Here is a 15,587-nt window from a genome sequence, read left to right as displayed (position 1 = left end):
TATTATGACATTATCAAGAGGAAGTTTGTTTGATCCGGAATTGGTAACGGATCTAATCGACAAAGTGAAAGGGAAAAGCTCTTTAGCGATTCTTTCTAAGCAAGAGGCAATCCCGTTTGACGGGACAACGCAATTTGTTTTTTCTATGGATTCTGAAATTGACGTTGTAGCAGAAAACGGTAAAAAAAGTCATGGCGGGGTATCGATTGCACCGGTTAGGATGGTTCCTATTAAAGTGGAATACGGAGCACGTGTTTCTGATGAGTTTATTTATTCGTCAGATGAACGGAAAATCGATATTGTTAAAGGTTTCAATGAGGGCTATGCTAAAAAGCTGGCACGTGGTATTGATCTAATGGCTTTTCATGGGATTAACCCACGAAGCGGCACAGCTTCGACGGTTATCGGCGAAAACAACTTCGACAGTAAAGTAACTCAAACAGTAGATTTCTTGCAAACAGATCCAGACACAAATATCGAAGCTGCAGTAGCGATGATCCAAGGGGAAAAAGGGAAAATTACAGGATTAGCAGCTGATACTGCTTTTTCGGCTGCATTAGCAGCAATGCGCACCGGCGGAGATACTAATATACGTTTATTCCCCGAGCTGGCTTGGGGAGCTAATCCGGGATCTATCAACGGGCTGGCAGCTGATATAAACGACACTGTTGCCGGCGGAACGAATGACGTTGCGATTATTGGCGATTTTGCAAACTATTTCCAATGGGGGTTTGCAAAAGAAATCACATTAGAAGTAATTAAATACGGCGATCCGGACAACAGCGGGCAAGATTTGAAAGGATACAACCAAGTATATCTACGTTCAGAAACATTCTTAGGATGGGGCATTTTAGATGAAAATTCATTTGCTCGCATCATCAAACCTGCAGGAGGGGAATAAACATGGAATATAAAAATACGAAAACAGGGGCTACTTTTAGTAGCCCCTGTGTTATTTCTGGCGGCAATTGGATTCCGCTTAATCAAGAATTTGTGGAAGTAAAAAAAGAATCAGTTTCAATGGATACTCAAGAACCTGCTAACGAAAAGCCGGAGCAAATCGAAGAAAAAGTAGGCTCTATTCCTGACGGAATCACTAAAGAGCAAATCATGAAAGAACTTGATGCATTTGACGTTAAGTATGACAAGCGATGGGGCGAAAAAAGATTATATGATTTGATGATGCAGCAAGGAGAGTGATCTCATGAGTGATTTTGCTACGTTAGAAGATATAGGGAGGTTGTGGCGACCACTTAAAGCCGATGAAGTTGAAAGAGCGACGGCGCTGCTTTCTGTTGTTTCTGATTCGTTAAGAGAAGAAGCGTTCAAAGTCAAAAGAGATTTAGACGAGATGGTTACAGAGCGTCCTACGTTTGCGAACGTAGTGCGTTCTGTAACCGTTGATGTGGTCGCTCGTACTCTTATGACTTCGACTGATCAAGAGCCAATGACACAGACAGCCGAGAGCGCAAATGGCTACTCTTGGTCAGGATCTTATCTTGTACCGGGTGGAGGATTGTTTATAAAAACTTCTGAACTTAACCGCTTAGGGCTTCGCAGGCAAAGATACGGAGTGATTGATTTTTATGACAAAGATAAAAGGCATAACCATACAACTAATAGGTAAAGTAAAAGTGGGAGTTGATCCATTTGGTAAGCCGATATATGAAGATAAGCCGATTGATATTGATAATGTTCTTATTAGTCCGACGTCTTCTGACGATGTGGTAAACCAGCAAAACCTTACAGGTAAGAAAGCTGTATATACATTAGCCATTCCCAAGAGTGATCAGAACGAATGGGAAGATAAGGAAGTATTGTTTTTCGGTAACCGTTGGCGAACATTCGGGATTCCTCTTGAAGGTATTGAGGAATTGATCCCGCTTGATTGGAATAAGAAAGTGATGGTGGAACGTTATGAGTAATAAGAAAGGGTTTGAGTTGAATCGAGGCGGTATTGCTGAGTTGCTGAAATCCGATGCTATGCAGAAGGTACTCACAGATAAGGCTACAGATATACGCAATCGCTGTGGAGATGGATACGAACAAGATATATACGTCGGACAGAATCGGGCAAATGCGATGGTCAGCGCAGCAACATATCGAGCAAAAAGAGACAACGTGAAAAACAATACAATTTTAAAGGCGGTACGTTAAATGATCGAAATCGTGATTAAACAATTTCTTGATAGTCATTTATCTGTACCGCCTTTTTTAGAACGTCCGGAGGAACTGCCAGAGAGATATGTTCTCTTTGAAAAAACTGGTAGCGGAAAGAGTAATTTTTTACCGTCATCAACATTCGCTTTTCAAAGTTATGCGGAGTCTATGTATGAAGCTGCGAAGCTAAATGAAGAATTAAAGAGTGTTATCGAGGATATGATTACCCTTGATGGAATAAGCGGTATTCGCTTAAACAGTGACTACAATTACACGGATACAACAATGAAAGAGTACAGATATCAAGCAGTATTTGATATCAATCATTATTAGGAGGGAATTATAAATGTCAAAAGCAGAAAACGTTTCAACAGCAAAACCGAAGATCGGAGGCGCTATTTTTTCGGCACCTCTAGGAACAACATTACCTACAACTGCAGTGGCGGAATTAGATGCAGCTTTTAAAAGTCTTGGGTACGTGTCAGAGGATGGCATGACTAATGCGAACTCAATGTCGAGTGAAGACCTGAAAGCATGGGGCGGCGATATCGTCGGATCAGTAGAAACGGAGAAAGCCGATGCATTTACTTATACACTAATTGAATCTACAAATGTGGATGTATTAAAAGAAGTATACGGAAAAGATAATGTCACGGGAGATTTGGAAAACGGCATTGCTATCAAAGCAAATTCAACGCCGTTAGAAGAACACGTTATTATCGTTGATATGGTTTTAAAGGGGGGGATTTTGAAACGGATTGTTATCCCAAGTGGGAAAGTATCGGAACTAGGGGAAATCACGTACACGGATGCAGATCCTATCGGCTATGAAACGACATTGGCAGCTGTTCCAGATGAAGATGGAAATACTCACTATGAGTACATTCAAAAACCTACGCCAACCCCCTAAGCCTCCCCAAAGCCTAACCGTGACTAACATAGCTAAAGATAGCGCAACATTATCATGGTTAGGCGATAACGGGGATGTCTCACTAAATGACATAGTGATCGCTGAAAATGTATCGTCTCCATATATTGTAAATAATTTGAGTAGCAATACTGAATATGCTGTAAAAGTTAAGAACCGAGGCGGAGAGAGTGACGAAGTAACATTCAAAACAAAAGAGATCACATACGAAGAAGTGACAGTCACTTGCGATTTCAAAAATAAAACAACTGGAAGTGTAGTGGAAAACCCGCATAGCGCTTTTTATATTTGGCAAAGTGCGAGTGTGCAATTGCCAAGTGCAGCGTGGATTGAATTAGGATCGACTGGAAGTTCTAATTATAGCAGGATTTCTGATTTAGACGAGGTTGTTCAATCAATAGCGACTGCAGCGACTGCAAGCGCACATATCGCACAATTTAAATTTAAATACAATGTGATAGAAGCGATTGAACGCTATGACAGTGATTATTTTAGCAGTCGTGGAGCGACTACTATTGAGGAAAAAATTATAGTAGCACGAACAGAGATTATCACGATTATTAATAATGTGTGGGGGTATGGATCAGCACCAAGCAGCACGTATATGGCTGTTCGTTATTGGAGCATTTCTGCATCATGGACAGGTTCAGCAGTTGTTTCGGGAACTACTGTAAAGCAAGCAACCGAAACAATAGATGCTGCAAACATTGATGATCAAGGTTTTATTAGCGTGATTGCTTACACAGCAGCAAGCGATGCGACAAAAGCAAGTGCAGTAAGTATTGATTATCCGAGTTTGGATATAACATTTTTAGTAGAAGAAGATTAGCTCTTTAGCTAGTCTTCTTACTTTGGGAGGAAATATTATGATTATTACAGGAAAAACAAAATCAGGATTCAGCTACCAAATCCAAAGAGAACGTTTGGAAAATTATGAATTGTTAGAAGCTATTGGAGAATCAGAAGAAAATGCTTCTGCCATGCCGAAAGTTGTGAAGTTGTTACTAGGCAAAGAACAGACAAATAAATTAAAAGACCATCTACGTACAGAGGATGGGATTGTCCCAATCGAAAAATTATCAGAAGAGATCACAGAAATTTTCCAAAACCAAAAATTAACAAAAAACTCTTAATCCTTGCTGGGATGATTCGTATAGATGAGGATGCATTAATTTGTGACCTTGCCGAAACGTATCAAATTTACGATTACAAACAGTTGCCTCCGACAAAGGCAGCTGTTTTTTCTTGTGGTTTAAGGGAAAACTCAAGGATCAAAATGAAAATAAACAATCAAGTCGTCCCGTTAGAAGATGCATTGCTTGCGGGTATTGCTGATCGGTTAAGCGTGCTTATCTGGTCTGGAACGAAGGATGGACAAAGCGGGAAAAATAAACCTACATTCATTTTAGATTCGCTTAACGGAAAGCCACCAGTCGAAAAAAGTGAAATCGTATTTAATTCTAGCGAGGATTTCAAAGAGGCAAGGCGAAAAATTTTAGAAGGTTAGGAGGGAAGGGATGTGGCAACAGAGCTAGGTAAGGCGTATGTTCAAATCGTGCCGTCTGCGAGAGGGTTATCAGGAGCGATTCAAGGGCAGCTAGATCCAGAAGCGGAAGCAGCCGGGCAGTCTGCAGGTAGTCGAATCGGAACAGGTTTGAAAATAGCAGCAGTAGCAGCGGTGGCGGCAGTAGGGGCGACATTAGGAAAAGCGATCTCTTCATCGTTAACAGAAGGAGCAAACCTTCAACAATCGCTCGGGGGTATCGAAACACTTTTCAAGGGAAGCGCCGATAAAGTTATAAAATATGCAGATCAAGCGTACAAGACTGCTGGATTGTCAGCTAACGACTACATGGAGAGCGTGACGAGCTTTAGCGCAAGTCTGCTGCAGTCGTTAGGCGGAGACACCGAAGCGGCAGCAGACACGGCAAACATGGCGTTAATTGATATGTCTGATAATGCAAATAAAATGGGAACGAGTATGCAAGATATACAAAACGCATACCAAGGATTCGCAAAACAAAACTACACTATGCTTGATAACTTGAAATTAGGTTACGGCGGGACTAAAACAGAAATGGAAAGGTTGCTTGCCGACGCTGAAAAATTAACGGGAGTTAAGTATGATATCAACAACCTTGCAGATGTATACAATGCAATTCACGCTATTCAAGGGGAACTAGACATTACAGGGACGACAGCGAAAGAGTCGGCAGAGACTTTTTCAGGAGCGCTTGCCTCAATGAAGGCGGCTTTTTCTAATGTTCTCGGTAATTTATCATTAGGTAGAGATATAGCCCCTTCATTGCAGGCTTTAGCAGAAACAACCTCTACGTTTTTATTTCAAAACTTTTTCCCAATGGTAGGTAATATATTGAAGACATTACCGAGTGCAATAGCGACCTTTATTAGGGAATCAATACCATATGCTCAAGAAGCATTTAGCGAGTTATTTAGTTCGTTTGGAGGATCTACTCCTGTATTTGACGGACTGGCAGACTCTATGGAGAAAGTAAGGCTGATATGGGATTCGTTTAAAGCGTTCTCGGGACTGTTTGGTGGATATAAAGGGGATATCATAGGATTAAGAGATGCTTTTACCGAGATGATGCCCAGATCTCTTTGGAAAGAGATTGCTACACTCAGCGAACATTTCGGAGACATGGTAAGAGAGTTTTCTACTGGTATGCAACAGGTTGGTACTGATTTGGTTGGTTTAGGTTCTGCGGTTGTAGGTGGATGGACAAATATTTTTGCCAATTTAACCCCTGTCGTAGTTCAAACGTTAGGAACCGTTTTAAGCCAAATACCAGCGTTGTTAAGCACGATAATTAATGCTGTCACTCCTATTGTCGAAAAAGTAGGCGAAGCGATAACGCAGTTAGATTTCAGCGGGATACAAGCATTTGCAGCAGCAGTGATCCCAGCGATAACAGCAGCGTTTGAAACCATGATGGCGATTGTAGCACCTGCGATTGATCAACTGATAGAATCATTTGTTAATATGTGGAACGCTGCACAGCCGTTTATTTCGGCGCTTGCTGAATTATTAATGCCTGTTTTACAGGTTGTAGCTTCGTTTTTAGGCGGCGTGTTCAAAGGGGTATTGATGGGAGTTTCTGCAGTGTTTGATATGATTGCAGTTGCAGTTCAATTTTTGACACCTGTTGTAGAGTTCTTAGTAGGTGTATTTCAAGCGTGTTTGCCTGTTTTTCAAACAATTGCAGAATGGGTCGGTGTTGTCATCGGGTTATTTGCGAATTTGGGATCAGTAGGCGGAGGCTTGAGCGGAATGTTATCAAGCGCTTGGACGAATATCCAAACAGCTATATCGACTGCAGGAACGATTATTTCTAGTGTGATTAATGGGATAAAAACATTCTTTAGTTCACTTGGGAATGCCGGCAGCATACTCAGCGGGCTTATTTCAAGTGTTTGGGGTGTCATTCAATCTGTGATTTCAGCAGCAGGCAATATAATACAAGGTGTGCTAACAGCTGTCGGAAGTGGATTTTCAGGTATGGGAAATGTTGTATCCAGTGTGGGTTCTCAAATTACAGGGATAATCGACGGTGTAAAAAATGTATTTAATAGTTTAAAAAATATAGATATTAGTGGTGCTGGTAGAGCAATAATGGATGGCTTTCTCGGTGGCTTAAAAGCTGCTTGGGGAGCAGTTACAGACTTTGTCGGAGGTATTGCTGATTGGATAGCCAAAAATAAAGGACCTATTTCTTACGATAAAAAATTATTGATCCCAGCCGGTAACGCAATAATGGACGGTTTAAATAAAGGGTTACAAGATCAATTCAAAGTTGTGAAATCGACTGTTTCTGATATGGCTAACGAGTTAGTGGATAGTTTTAGTATATCCGAACCTGTTGTATCTGGTTTGTTATCAGATGACCTTTCCTCTTTCGGTAACATAGAGACGCAAAGAAATATTATGTATGATATTTCAAAAGGATTCGATAGAAACGGTGTTTCTCCGGTTGATCCTAAAGCGGTTGAAAAACAGCCTTTAGAAATCAAAGTACCTGTATATCTTTATCCAAATGCGCCAAAAGAAATCGGATATGCTACCGCACCATATGTTTTAGAATCAAACGAAAATAGAAGTTATATTGTTAGTGCAGTGAGAGGTGGGACTTAATGGTAAAATTGATATCATTAAAGAAAAAGTTATCGGTAAAATTCGATGGTCACGAACTTTCTGATTATCTAACGGTTTCGCCGGGGTTTAATCGAGGAATCGGTTCGAGTCGAGATTTAAATATGCAGAAATTAGGAGAAACCAGAGGGAAAGAGCTTTTGTCAGTTACAAACGACGAAAGCTCTATTTCTATGCCTTTTTCATTAGTGGATAGTGTCATTGAAAAGCGCAGAGAACTAGCGAGAATCCTCGACGTGAAAGAACCAAAAAAATTAATCTTTGGAGACGAACCAGACAAATTTTATTTAGCTATTCCTTCGGGAGATATTCCTTTTTCAGATAGCAAAACATACGGCAGCGGCACAATCACATGGGTGGTACCAGATGCTGCTGCTCATTCATCAGTAATCAAGTCGTTTACTGCTGCTGAAAACGATGAAGGCATACTTGAGTTCGATATCCAGAACGAAGGTTCTGAAAGCGTGCCAATTACCTATCGAATAGAAAACTCGAAAGACAACGGCTACGTCGGAATCGTTAGCGAATATGGAGCGATGCAGTTCGGAAAAATCGACGAGGCGGACGGGGAACCTTATAAGAAAAACGAGCAATTGATTTCAACAAAGAGTTTTAGCTCGTTTCCTAATTTTAGCGGCACGAATCCCCAAGACTCGAACAAAGTTGTCAATGGAACGTTGGTTCAGGATACAATTGCTGGTTATCCAGTTTTGAGATTAGGAAATGCCGGTTCTGGTGGCGGTTGGCATGGCGGCATGAAAATGATTGATATTCCGGAGGATAGCGAGGGACATGCAGGAGCTAAGAACTTTTATTGCTTCTTTGATTCTTGGTTTGAAACGGGATTAATGGGGCAAACTGGTTGCGTTAATATTAGCTTTTTTACTGCAGATAATGAACTGATCTGCTCTTATATCATCGAAAAGGTAGATGCTAGTGGAAACACTGCAAGAGTTCTTTTTCAAATAGGCGGCTCTAATCCAGCCGTTTATCGAAACAATGCTTTCACGCCCTCCAATGTGACTGCAGAAAACCCTTTTAAAAGTACAGAAGGAAAAGCCGATGTGATCAAAGAAGGCGCCACCGTAAAACTATTTTGGCGTGGTCAACGTTTCAATGCAACCGCTCCGGATCTTGTTGATAAGGAATGTGCAAAAATCGGCATTTATATTGGTCAGTTAGGAACGAGAAACATAACAACACAATTTGTTACGAGATGTTACTTGAGGGAGCTAGTTTTTCAAAAACTGAATGTTGATAAATGGCGTGATACTCCCAATCGTTACCCGGCTAACTCAGAAGTAGTTGTAAATGGCGATGAAACTAAGCTATACGCAAACGGGCTTGTTGCATTAGATGACGAAATCAAAGGAACACAATATTTTAAAGCTCCACCGGGCGAAACGAAGGTGCAACTTTATGCATCGGATTTTACCGAAATAGAGTCAGCTAAAGCAGAAATAAGAGAGGCGTGGATCTAATGGAAAATGTAAGAATCATGGTTAGAGATGCACTTGACCTTCAAACGTTGACTATTTTAGATAATAGCGCAGTAAATGCTCTCCATTATACTAGTGACACAATTAACCGTTTCGCAGAAGGAGGATCGAGTGTATTTAGTTGTGAAGTAGCTAAAACTAATGATGATGTTCAATTTTTAACAGTTGGCAATAAACTTGCTTTTATTTGGAAAGGGAAAGACTACTGGCTAAATATCATAGACACTCAAGAAAATGAATATTCAATTTCAATCATGGCGTTCAGTTTGTCGCTTGAGTTAAACAATGAAACGAGAAGTGCTTATAAATCTGATGGATCAATGACATTTACTCAGTATTTAAGTAAATTTGACCCCGAAAAGACTTTGGTATTAGGGCTTAACGAGATATCAGACAAAAGAATTTCGTATGAATGGGACGGGACTCAATCAATGCTGGCTCGTTTGTATTCGCTAGCAAATGTCTTTAGTGCTGAAATAGAATTTGTGACTGTGCTTAATGATGATTACAGTTTGAAGCAGCACACAATTGATGTGTATCGGGAGCATTCAGATACTAGTCAGGGTATGGGAGAAGATAAAACCAATATCACGTTGAGAATAGGAAAAGAGATTAAATCAATCACACGCAAAGAGAGTATTAAGGAACTTTACACAGCGATCACGCCAGTAGGAAAAGACGGTTTGAATTTATCTGGATACAACCGAACTGAACACGACGAAAACGGGAGAGTGGAGTTCTTTACTGATAATACAATCATACGTGCGCCGTTAGCTCGTGATCGCTTTCCTTCGTTCTCTAGCAGCTCAACAGATAGATATATATCTACAAGATGGGAAACGGAATACACAACGAAAGAGGCACTTTACGGTGCAGCTCTTGCGGAACTTAAAAAGAATTGTGTGCCGCAGCTGGAATTTGAGGTAGATACTTATTTCGATACGAATCCTGGCGATACATTGACTGTTGAAAGTGACAAGTTCAAACCTACATTAATCATGGAAGCTCGTGTGATTGAGCAAGTAGAATCGTTTACCGATCCATCCAAGAACAAAACGACTTTCTCAAATTTCAAGGAAATCGGCAGCCAAATTGATTCTTCCTTGCTTGCTAAAGTTCAGCAGCTAATCGATGCAAATAAAAAATACGATTATCAGATTGTTTCAGACAACGGTATTGTGTTTAAAAACGGAGAAGGACAGACAACTCTTACAGCTCGTGTCATGGATGGCGTAGAAGATATAACGGATTCCTTTTTCATCATGTGGTTTAAGGATGGTCAGCATTTAACAGATATCAAGTCACTGCCCGTCTCCGCTTCTGACGTTATGGAAAGAGCTTTGTATCGATTCGAAGCAACAAATACTCAAGGGGCAGTGATTGGCGGAGCTGAGGCGACTGTATCAAATGTTGACGATGGTCAACGAGGCGATGACGGCATAGGTATTGCTGAAAGCGTGATTGAATATGCAGTAAGCGAAAGCGGAACAGAAGAACCATCCGAAGGTTGGCAAACAGATATACCAGTTGTTCCAGTGGGACAATTCCTATGGACACGCACAACCCAAACGTTCACGGATGAAGCTCAGACAACAGCCTATAGCGTAAGTAAAATAGGGTCAGATGGTAAAGAAGGCGAGAAGGGCGATGCGGGTATTGTCTATCAGGAAGATGAACCAACCGAAAAAGTTTTAGGTATGCTGTGGCAACAACCGGGCGAACCTCTCAAAAGATGGAATGGCTCAACGTGGGTTATCCACCAGTTCTTTGTTGATAACTTTTTTGCTGAAAATTTGACTGTAAGCGATGGGAAGTTTGAAAAACTTGAGGGTGCAGAAATAACAAGTCCTTTTGATCGACCAATCACAACAGGTGCGCCAATTTACAGAAAGGGCACTGCTTCGATATTCGAGGGTAGGTTTACTGTTGAATACACACAATATAATACGTCAGATCCTGCTACAACTACAGGAGCAGGAAATATCAATGTCAGTGAAAATGGTGTGATGCTCCGGCAGCTTGCTGCTGATGGAAGTACGCTAACGGATGCAATGCAGCTCTTCTCGGGAGGTATATTATTTAATTCTCCTGCAAGCGGGAAAACAGGACAAGTGACTGTTGATGATCTAATTTTATACTCAACTACACTTACAATTGCCTATGGTATCAATGCTAATCTGACAAGGATTGGAAAGATGGTCACTCTTTCGATCACAAGAACGAGTAAAAATTGGACTGGTGTAGACGAGAACATTCTTTTGTCTGCAGTAATACCGACGGGTTATAGACCTCGTGTGCCGGAGACAGTTACTATAAACAGAAACAACCAAAGTAATATCTCAACGCCTGTGATTGTTCATATTAATGCAGATGGAACTATGAGATACACGAATAGCAGCGCTGGACAGTTTATTTTTTCTGCTTCTGCTTCTTGGTTTACAAATGACATATACCCTGTATAAAAAATAATGATAGTTGGTGGAACATGGATAAAAAAATAGAGATTACAAATAAGGACTGGACTGATTTAACGAAGACAGTCAGCGCTACTGAAAAACAAGCGAATGCTAACGAAGAACGCCTGAATAGGCATAGTAAACGTTTAGATGCGCTGGAAGACGCTAATGTAGGTTTGCCTTTGGCAATACAACAAGCGGTTGAAAATGGGATGTCTCCGGTTCTTGAGAAAGTCCTCAATCATGATAACAAGTTTGCTTCTTTGGAAATTGAAAAAGAGCGAGAGCGTGCCGAAAGAGCCGAGTCAGAACTGAGAGCAACAGCAGAAAGAAGGCAATGGATGACACGCTTAATCATTAGTGGCGTAATTGGTGTTTTGATTACTTCGATTATTGGGGCGATGATTGCACCATATATTCGCTTGCTATTCCAATAGAAAAGGAGAAATAAAGATGAACAATAAAACGTATGATTATTTGAAATGGATTGTAATAACAGTTATGCCGGCTTTGGCAGTATTAATCGCCGCCGTTGGTAACAGCTTGAATTGGACACATACAGAAATCGCAGTGACGTTATTGAATGCTGTGACGGCGTTTTTAGGTGCTATTCTAGGCTTATCAAGCGTGAATTATCGCAATGGAAATGGAGATGATGAATAGTGGCTGATATCAAAAAAGAGATCGAGAGAATTGTTGCTGAATTGAATGACGATGACATGATCAACGAGAGGAAAAAGAGAGTGGCGTTTGCGAAAGTGAACGCCTTTATCATTGCTAATCCTGATATCTCTATGACCAATCAGGAAATTGACGACATGATCGAGGTGGCTGTAAATGACAGTAAGTAGGCAGCAAACAATTGCATGGTTTGACGACCGGAAAGGCGAGCTGACTTATTCGATGTACGGCTCCCGTAACGGCTCAGACGGTACAGCAGATTGCTCAGGGTCTATTACACAAGCTGTAAGAGATGCTGGCGGTGTCCCCTATGATTATCTTTACAGCACAGTCACGCTAGCCGGATATTTTGAAAAGAATGGCTATAAGCGTATTTCTGTAAATCAAGATTGGGATGCAGAAGCAGGAGATATTATTTTAATGAGCTGGGGAAATGATATGTCTACCAGTGGTGGTGCTGGCGGTCATGTCGGAGTTATGAAAGACCAGACTAGATTTATCAGTGTTGATTATTGGACTGGTGGAACCATAGGCACAGCTGTTTCGGAACATGTTTGGAATAACTATTACGCTGTTCAGCGACCGAACTATATTGAGGTGTGGCGTCCCAGCGGGGAAGGATCTGCAAACAACAATAAAATAGAAAATATGGAGGGAATCAACATGGAATGTATTTTAGAAAAAGGGAATGCTCAATACTATTACAACGGAACAGAAATAAAAGGCTTGGCTAATCCGGACGAATCAAAAGCGATTGGGGATGTTTACAAAGCTATTCACGGAAAAAATATCACTGTTGTTAAAGTAACGGATTCGGAACTAAATAGCTTACTAGCAGTTAGCAAGCGTAAGGCGATATAAAAGAAATTAGCAGCTGGCAATCAGGCAAAATCTATCATAAAGAAAAACCGATCTCTTTTGCCGGAGATCGGTTTTTTATCATTTTTCAATGACTACTCCCCCGCCAAAGTCATTGCTAAAATATGCGGTGTAATCGGTAGAATCGTTTATTTCATCAATAATTGACAAGTCATCGAGATTTCCTAAATTTACTTTTCCTTCTTCTTCCAAAACATCTAACCAATCGATGTTAATACCATACTTTTCAAATATTTCTTTCATGTCAATTACCTTCTTTCTTGATAGATTTTTTAGTGTGTTTTCTCGTTCATCAAGTAACTCTCTAAACTCTTTTATGTCTTCCTTAGCTGCCATGTTTCGAATAAATGAGCGGGCACGTGAACGATTACTTAGGTATTTAGCTCGTTCTTTATTCTTCTCTTGCCAGCGCTTATTGGCTTCGGTCTGCTTATTTTTATCAGTTGTCATATAATCCACCTACATAAATTTTTCTACTATAAAGAGTATAACAGTAACTACTATCAAAGCGATAGTAGCGGCTGTAATTTTTTCTCCTGTTGATCGTTTCATTTAAATACCTCCTTGCTGTGGACTGCCAATAAGATGTGATTCTCCGTTTGCCTGCCTGCGTACACCTCAAATTCAGTATCATTACAAGGAATAAGAGCAATTCTACGTATTAAGATGTCGCTACCCTTGTATTCTTTCGTTGCATAGATGACGTGATTAGCTTTTTCATATTTTAATACATCTACAGCAGTTGCTCGCAATTCCTTCATTTGGATAGCGGCATCTTTGGCAGTTACATTTTCCCAACCAGTGCTTAAATCTAAAATACGGAATCTATTTATTTGTTCAGTATTCATTTTGTATTCCTCCTAGTTTTGATTTATAATAGAAGGGTAGGAGGGCTTTTCAGCCCTTACCCTATGGTTGTGAGAGAAGCTTTTCAAGTATTTCAATCAGTTTTGTTATTAAGTTAATCAGTGCGATGATTAAGTTAATTATTATCAGAACAGATTGTCGCTTGTTGAGCTTCTTTTCTTTTTGTCGTTCCTTACGACTCATGTCTTACCTCCTTTCTATATTACTATTATACTATGCGTAGTATGGTTAGTCAAGCAGAAATACAGAAAGTTTTCTACTATTATATAGTGGGCTTAACTTGTGGTTTCCGAGTGGATAATACAAGTTAAACCTAAAAAGGGGATAAAAAAGAAGTTTTAGCACTAACTTTATCTTTCCGTCTGGAAATCCGAAACCTTCTCAGAGTGATATCAATTTCACCTTGAGAATGCAGGAGTGCGGGGAGATGATGGGAATAGAGGTGCTGGATCATATTATTATCGGTCAGAAAAGCTATATCAGTATGCGGGAGGAAAATTTTTTGAGCGATGGGGATTAGATTTCTTGCAAAAATAAAAGGGCGCGTGTAAAATGGATTTGTAATCTTGTTTGGGACAGTATAGAAGTTTTGCTTAGTTAAAACCCTCTATCGTACACGGGCAAAGTTACAATTATTTCAGTGCTTAAGCACGAGGAGGAACAGTAATGGAACATGGAACAGTAAAGTGGTTTAACGCAGAAAAAGGGTTTGGATTTATCTCTCGTGAAGATGGAAGCGACGTTTTTGTACATTTCTCAGCTATCCAAGGAGATGGGTTCAAAACATTAGAAGAAGGTCAAGCTGTAACTTTTGATGTAGAAGATTCAGATCGTGGCCCTCAAGCTACAAACGTTGAAAAACAATAATTTGCCCATTCGAAACACTCGGCTGCATGCCGAGTGTTTTTTTGTATGAAAGGAAGCATAAAATTATTGTGAGTGCAAACTCAACAATAGAAATGGTCAGCGAGATTTTCATCATCATGATATCCAGCTTCGCAAGCTAGTTCTCTTTTGCAATATGACTCAATAAATTCGTGATGAAGAACATCGCTATAATTTTCCGAATGCATATTGTTTGTTCTGCAAACACAGTACCATCGTCTTTAGTAAAAGCGTCAATTTTTACTTAGTCAATGCAATGCTAAGCTAAAGGAAGGCTTGAATTGGAAGAGAATGGCTACTAATCGATGGATGCTTTTTCGATTCACTTTTAAAATCTATTGGACAATAATAAAAAGAGATGTTATCATTAATAAAAACCAACGGTCGGTATTTTAAAGGAGATAACATGGTAAGAAAAAATAATTCAAAACAAACCATTGAAAATATTCTTTCTATTTCTGCAAAACTGTTTATTGAAAAAGGGTATGACAAAACAAGTATGCAAGATATTGTGAATGCATTGGGAATGTCAAAAGGAGCGATTTTCCATCATTTTCATTCTAAAGAAGAGATATTTCATTCAGTCATGGAAAGACAAAGTGATCAAATCGTAGAAGCTGTAAATCTTTGGTTGATCCAAATGCATGGATTGACAGCAAAAGAAAAGCTTAGAGGTGTAATTAAAAGAAATCTACAAGCTTTAACAGAGGATAAAGCTCTCACAGAATCTAATGAAATGGTTGACCAGGCCACAGGGAGTCCACATCTTGTATTAGCATTTATGCAGGAAATCGTGAATAAGCTTGCGCCGGTAATCGCAGATGTCTTACGAGAAGGTGCGAAGGATGGAAGTATTGATACGGAATTTCCAAATGAGTGTGCAGAGGTGTTCTTGCTGCTTCTTAATTTTTGGTGTGATACAAACGTTTTTCCGGGCAGTCTGTCTGTAATTCATAAACGATTCCTATTTTTACAATATCTAATGAAAAAAATAGGCGTTGATATTGTAGAAGATGAAATGATAGAGTTGATAGTGGATTTTTATGGGAGAAAGGGGTGAG

The 15,587-nt window shown here is 40.0% G+C and carries 23 protein-coding genes; 20 read left to right on the top strand and 3 right to left on the bottom strand.

The window, feature by feature from the left end:
• The first annotated feature begins 4 nt into the window (after nucleotides 1-4).
• From I6N96_RS08935 to I6N96_RS08855, 17 genes are all read left to right on the top strand, one after another.
• The gene (locus I6N96_RS08935; RefSeq protein ID WP_209557231.1) at nucleotides 5-901 is read left to right on the top strand and encodes a phage major capsid family protein; all 897 of its coding nucleotides are present in this window, start codon (nucleotides 5-7) and stop codon (nucleotides 899-901) included.
• Between the two features lie 2 nt (nucleotides 902-903).
• A complete protein-coding gene (locus I6N96_RS08930; protein ID WP_209557230.1) occupies nucleotides 904-1,200 on the top strand; it encodes a hypothetical protein in 297 nt (98 codons plus the stop codon).
• Nucleotides 1,201-1,204: 4 nt separating this feature from the next.
• On the top strand, nucleotides 1,205-1,627 hold the full coding sequence (locus I6N96_RS08925) for a phage Gp19/Gp15/Gp42 family protein (protein ID WP_209557229.1): 423 nt from the start codon (nucleotides 1,205-1,207) through the stop codon (nucleotides 1,625-1,627).
• Nucleotides 1,587-1,925 carry a hypothetical protein gene (locus I6N96_RS08920; RefSeq protein WP_209557228.1) on the top strand — a complete coding sequence of 113 codons (339 nt, stop codon included), beginning with the start codon at nucleotides 1,587-1,589 and terminating at the stop codon, nucleotides 1,923-1,925. The genes I6N96_RS08925 and I6N96_RS08920 overlap by 41 nt, the downstream gene beginning before the upstream one ends.
• Nucleotides 1,918-2,157, top strand: coding sequence for a hypothetical protein (locus tag I6N96_RS08915; protein ID WP_209557227.1), 240 nt, complete (start codon nucleotides 1,918-1,920; stop codon nucleotides 2,155-2,157). Before I6N96_RS08920 ends, I6N96_RS08915 begins: the two co-directional genes overlap by 8 nt.
• Nucleotides 2,158-2,493 (top strand): hypothetical protein, encoded by a 336-nt coding sequence (locus tag I6N96_RS08910; RefSeq protein WP_209557226.1) that lies wholly within the window; start codon nucleotides 2,158-2,160, stop codon nucleotides 2,491-2,493.
• Between the two features lie 13 nt (nucleotides 2,494-2,506).
• Nucleotides 2,507-3,070 (top strand): phage tail tube protein, encoded by a 564-nt coding sequence (locus I6N96_RS08905; RefSeq protein WP_209557225.1) that lies wholly within the window; start codon nucleotides 2,507-2,509, stop codon nucleotides 3,068-3,070.
• On the top strand, nucleotides 2,970-3,917 hold the full coding sequence (locus I6N96_RS08900) for a fibronectin type III domain-containing protein (protein ID WP_430650136.1): 948 nt from the start codon (nucleotides 2,970-2,972) through the stop codon (nucleotides 3,915-3,917). The genes I6N96_RS08905 and I6N96_RS08900 overlap by 101 nt, the downstream gene beginning before the upstream one ends.
• 37 nt (nucleotides 3,918-3,954) lie before the next feature.
• Nucleotides 3,955-4,221 (top strand): hypothetical protein, encoded by a 267-nt coding sequence (locus tag I6N96_RS08895; RefSeq protein ID WP_245186906.1) that lies wholly within the window; start codon nucleotides 3,955-3,957, stop codon nucleotides 4,219-4,221.
• 143 nt (nucleotides 4,222-4,364) lie between these two features.
• Nucleotides 4,365-4,595, top strand: a complete 231-nt coding sequence (locus tag I6N96_RS19945; protein WP_347339076.1) for a DUF5361 domain-containing protein — start codon at nucleotides 4,365-4,367, stop codon at nucleotides 4,593-4,595.
• 12 nt (nucleotides 4,596-4,607) lie between these two features.
• Complete coding sequence (locus tag I6N96_RS08885) at nucleotides 4,608-7,241, top strand: phage tail protein (RefSeq protein ID WP_209557222.1); 2,634 nt, start codon at nucleotides 4,608-4,610, stop codon at nucleotides 7,239-7,241.
• Nucleotides 7,241-8,740, top strand: a complete 1,500-nt coding sequence (locus I6N96_RS08880; RefSeq protein ID WP_209557221.1) for a distal tail protein Dit — start codon at nucleotides 7,241-7,243, stop codon at nucleotides 8,738-8,740. The genes I6N96_RS08885 and I6N96_RS08880 overlap by 1 nt, the downstream gene beginning before the upstream one ends.
• Nucleotides 8,740-11,220 (top strand): phage tail spike protein, encoded by a 2,481-nt coding sequence (locus I6N96_RS08875; RefSeq protein WP_209557220.1) that lies wholly within the window; start codon nucleotides 8,740-8,742, stop codon nucleotides 11,218-11,220. The genes I6N96_RS08880 and I6N96_RS08875 overlap by 1 nt, the downstream gene beginning before the upstream one ends.
• Nucleotides 11,221-11,243: 23 nt before the next feature.
• Complete coding sequence (locus I6N96_RS08870; RefSeq protein ID WP_209557219.1) at nucleotides 11,244-11,651, top strand: hypothetical protein; 408 nt, start codon at nucleotides 11,244-11,246, stop codon at nucleotides 11,649-11,651.
• Nucleotides 11,652-11,667: 16 nt separating this feature from the next.
• A complete protein-coding gene (locus tag I6N96_RS08865) occupies nucleotides 11,668-11,877 on the top strand; it encodes a phage holin (protein ID WP_209557218.1) in 210 nt (69 codons plus the stop codon).
• Nucleotides 11,877-12,065, top strand: coding sequence for a hypothetical protein (locus I6N96_RS08860; RefSeq protein ID WP_209557217.1), 189 nt, complete (start codon nucleotides 11,877-11,879; stop codon nucleotides 12,063-12,065). Before I6N96_RS08865 ends, I6N96_RS08860 begins: the two co-directional genes overlap by 1 nt.
• Complete coding sequence (locus I6N96_RS08855; RefSeq protein ID WP_209557216.1) at nucleotides 12,052-12,756, top strand: peptidoglycan amidohydrolase family protein; 705 nt, start codon at nucleotides 12,052-12,054, stop codon at nucleotides 12,754-12,756. Before I6N96_RS08860 ends, I6N96_RS08855 begins: the two co-directional genes overlap by 14 nt.
• A 78-nt stretch (nucleotides 12,757-12,834) precedes the next feature.
• Here I6N96_RS08855 and I6N96_RS19940 read toward each other — a convergent pair whose 3' ends face one another.
• The 3 genes from I6N96_RS19940 to I6N96_RS08840 form a co-directional block, all read right to left on the bottom strand.
• On the bottom strand, nucleotides 12,835-13,224 hold the full coding sequence (locus I6N96_RS19940; RefSeq protein ID WP_347339075.1) for a hypothetical protein: 390 nt from the start codon (nucleotides 13,222-13,224) through the stop codon (nucleotides 12,835-12,837).
• 98 nt (nucleotides 13,225-13,322) lie between these two features.
• On the bottom strand, nucleotides 13,323-13,622 hold the full coding sequence (locus I6N96_RS08845) for a hypothetical protein (protein ID WP_209557215.1): 300 nt from the start codon (nucleotides 13,620-13,622) through the stop codon (nucleotides 13,323-13,325).
• A 61-nt stretch (nucleotides 13,623-13,683) separates the two neighbouring features.
• Nucleotides 13,684-13,824, bottom strand: coding sequence for a hypothetical protein (locus I6N96_RS08840; protein WP_209557214.1), 141 nt, complete (start codon nucleotides 13,822-13,824; stop codon nucleotides 13,684-13,686).
• Between the two features lie 169 nt (nucleotides 13,825-13,993).
• Between I6N96_RS08840 and I6N96_RS08835 the strand changes: the two genes are divergently transcribed.
• The 3 genes from I6N96_RS08835 (at nucleotide 13,994) to I6N96_RS08825 (ending at nucleotide 15,586) form a co-directional block, all read left to right on the top strand.
• Nucleotides 13,994-14,161: a JAB domain-containing protein gene (locus tag I6N96_RS08835; RefSeq protein WP_209557484.1), complete on the top strand. Its 168-nt coding sequence runs from the start codon at nucleotides 13,994-13,996 to the stop codon at nucleotides 14,159-14,161.
• Between the two features lie 146 nt (nucleotides 14,162-14,307).
• Nucleotides 14,308-14,508 (top strand): cold-shock protein, encoded by a 201-nt coding sequence (locus I6N96_RS08830; RefSeq protein ID WP_209557213.1) that lies wholly within the window; start codon nucleotides 14,308-14,310, stop codon nucleotides 14,506-14,508.
• Between the two features lie 376 nt (nucleotides 14,509-14,884).
• On the top strand, nucleotides 14,885-15,586 hold the full coding sequence (locus I6N96_RS08825) for a TetR/AcrR family transcriptional regulator (RefSeq protein WP_245186904.1): 702 nt from the start codon (nucleotides 14,885-14,887) through the stop codon (nucleotides 15,584-15,586).
• Nucleotide 15,587 lies beyond the last annotated feature (1 nt).

Source organism: Enterococcus larvae (assembly GCF_017830045.1).
GTDB classification, from domain to species: Bacteria; Bacillota; Bacilli; order Lactobacillales; family Enterococcaceae; genus Enterococcus_L; species Enterococcus_L larvae.
This window is presented reverse-complemented; position numbering and strand designations above follow the sequence as displayed.

Coding starts and splice junctions, on each gene's coding strand:
- I6N96_RS08880 (WP_209557221.1), top strand. CDS start 7,241: ATGGTAAAATTGATATCATTAAAGAAAAAGTTATCGGTAAAATTCGAT.
- I6N96_RS08830 (WP_209557213.1), top strand. CDS start 14,308: ATGGAACATGGAACAGTAAAGTGGTTTAACGCAGAAAAAGGGTTTGGA.
- I6N96_RS19940 (WP_347339075.1), bottom strand. CDS start 13,224: ATGACAACTGATAAAAATAAGCAGACCGAAGCCAATAAGCGCTGGCAA.
- I6N96_RS08935 (WP_209557231.1), top strand. CDS start 5: ATGACATTATCAAGAGGAAGTTTGTTTGATCCGGAATTGGTAACGGAT.
- I6N96_RS08845 (WP_209557215.1), bottom strand. CDS start 13,622: ATGAATACTGAACAAATAAATAGATTCCGTATTTTAGATTTAAGCACT.
- I6N96_RS08910 (WP_209557226.1), top strand. CDS start 2,158: ATGATCGAAATCGTGATTAAACAATTTCTTGATAGTCATTTATCTGTA.
- I6N96_RS08865 (WP_209557218.1), top strand. CDS start 11,668: ATGAACAATAAAACGTATGATTATTTGAAATGGATTGTAATAACAGTT.
- I6N96_RS08840 (WP_209557214.1), bottom strand. CDS start 13,824: ATGAGTCGTAAGGAACGACAAAAAGAAAAGAAGCTCAACAAGCGACAA.
- I6N96_RS19945 (WP_347339076.1), top strand. CDS start 4,365: ATGAAAATAAACAATCAAGTCGTCCCGTTAGAAGATGCATTGCTTGCG.
- I6N96_RS08925 (WP_209557229.1), top strand. CDS start 1,205: ATGAGTGATTTTGCTACGTTAGAAGATATAGGGAGGTTGTGGCGACCA.
- I6N96_RS08920 (WP_209557228.1), top strand. CDS start 1,587: ATGACAAAGATAAAAGGCATAACCATACAACTAATAGGTAAAGTAAAA.
- I6N96_RS08895 (WP_245186906.1), top strand. CDS start 3,955: ATGATTATTACAGGAAAAACAAAATCAGGATTCAGCTACCAAATCCAA.
- I6N96_RS08855 (WP_209557216.1), top strand. CDS start 12,052: ATGACAGTAAGTAGGCAGCAAACAATTGCATGGTTTGACGACCGGAAA.
- I6N96_RS08905 (WP_209557225.1), top strand. CDS start 2,507: ATGTCAAAAGCAGAAAACGTTTCAACAGCAAAACCGAAGATCGGAGGC.
- I6N96_RS08870 (WP_209557219.1), top strand. CDS start 11,244: ATGGATAAAAAAATAGAGATTACAAATAAGGACTGGACTGATTTAACG.
- I6N96_RS08915 (WP_209557227.1), top strand. CDS start 1,918: ATGAGTAATAAGAAAGGGTTTGAGTTGAATCGAGGCGGTATTGCTGAG.
- I6N96_RS08875 (WP_209557220.1), top strand. CDS start 8,740: ATGGAAAATGTAAGAATCATGGTTAGAGATGCACTTGACCTTCAAACG.
- I6N96_RS08825 (WP_245186904.1), top strand. CDS start 14,885: ATGTTATCATTAATAAAAACCAACGGTCGGTATTTTAAAGGAGATAAC.
- I6N96_RS08900 (WP_430650136.1), top strand. CDS start 2,970: ATGCAGATCCTATCGGCTATGAAACGACATTGGCAGCTGTTCCAGATG.
- I6N96_RS08930 (WP_209557230.1), top strand. CDS start 904: ATGGAATATAAAAATACGAAAACAGGGGCTACTTTTAGTAGCCCCTGT.